1 protein-coding gene is annotated in these 535 nt (G+C 76.8%); it reads right to left on the bottom strand.

Annotation, left to right across the window (positions count from 1 at the left end):
- The coding region (locus V5O46_RS31640; RefSeq protein ID WP_332888177.1) for a ketoacyl-synthetase C-terminal extension domain-containing protein at positions 1-535 on the bottom strand (535 nt) is incomplete at both ends.

Here is a 535-nt window from a genome sequence, read left to right as displayed (position 1 = left end):
GACGGTGCGGCCGTCGCCGACGGCTCGGCCGCGCACCACGTCGGCCGACTCGGCGCCCTCCGCGACGGCGGTCAGACCGGCGAGCAGGGCGTCGCGGTCCGCGCCCAGGACGATCGCGCGGTGTTCGAAGGCCGTGCGGGTGGTGGCGAGGGCGAGGGCCACGTCGTGGGGGCCGGCGTCGAGCGCGGGCCGGTGCGCGAGGAGGCGCTCGGCCTGGGCGCGCAGTCCGGCCGCCGTACGCGAGGACAGCGTCCACGGAACGACCGGCAGGGTACGGTCCGTGGCCTCGTCGGCGGGCTCGGGCTGCGCCGGTGCCTGCTCCAGGATGGCGTGGGCGTTGGTGCCGGACACGCCGAACGAGGACACGCCCGCGCGGCGCGGCTGCTCCGCGTGCGGCCAGTCCCGCTCCTCGGTGAGGAGTTCCACCGCGCCGGCGGTCCAGTCGACGTGCGGTGACGCCTCGTCCACGTGGAGCGTGCGCGGCAGCGTGCCGTGCCGCATCGCCTGCACCATCTTGATCACACCGGCGACACCG

The organism is Streptomyces poriticola (genome assembly GCF_036689765.1).
GTDB lineage: Bacteria > Actinomycetota > Actinomycetes > Streptomycetales > Streptomycetaceae > Streptomyces > Streptomyces poriticola.
Note: the sequence above shows the minus strand (reverse complement) of the source record. Positions and strands in the feature narration are given on the sequence as shown.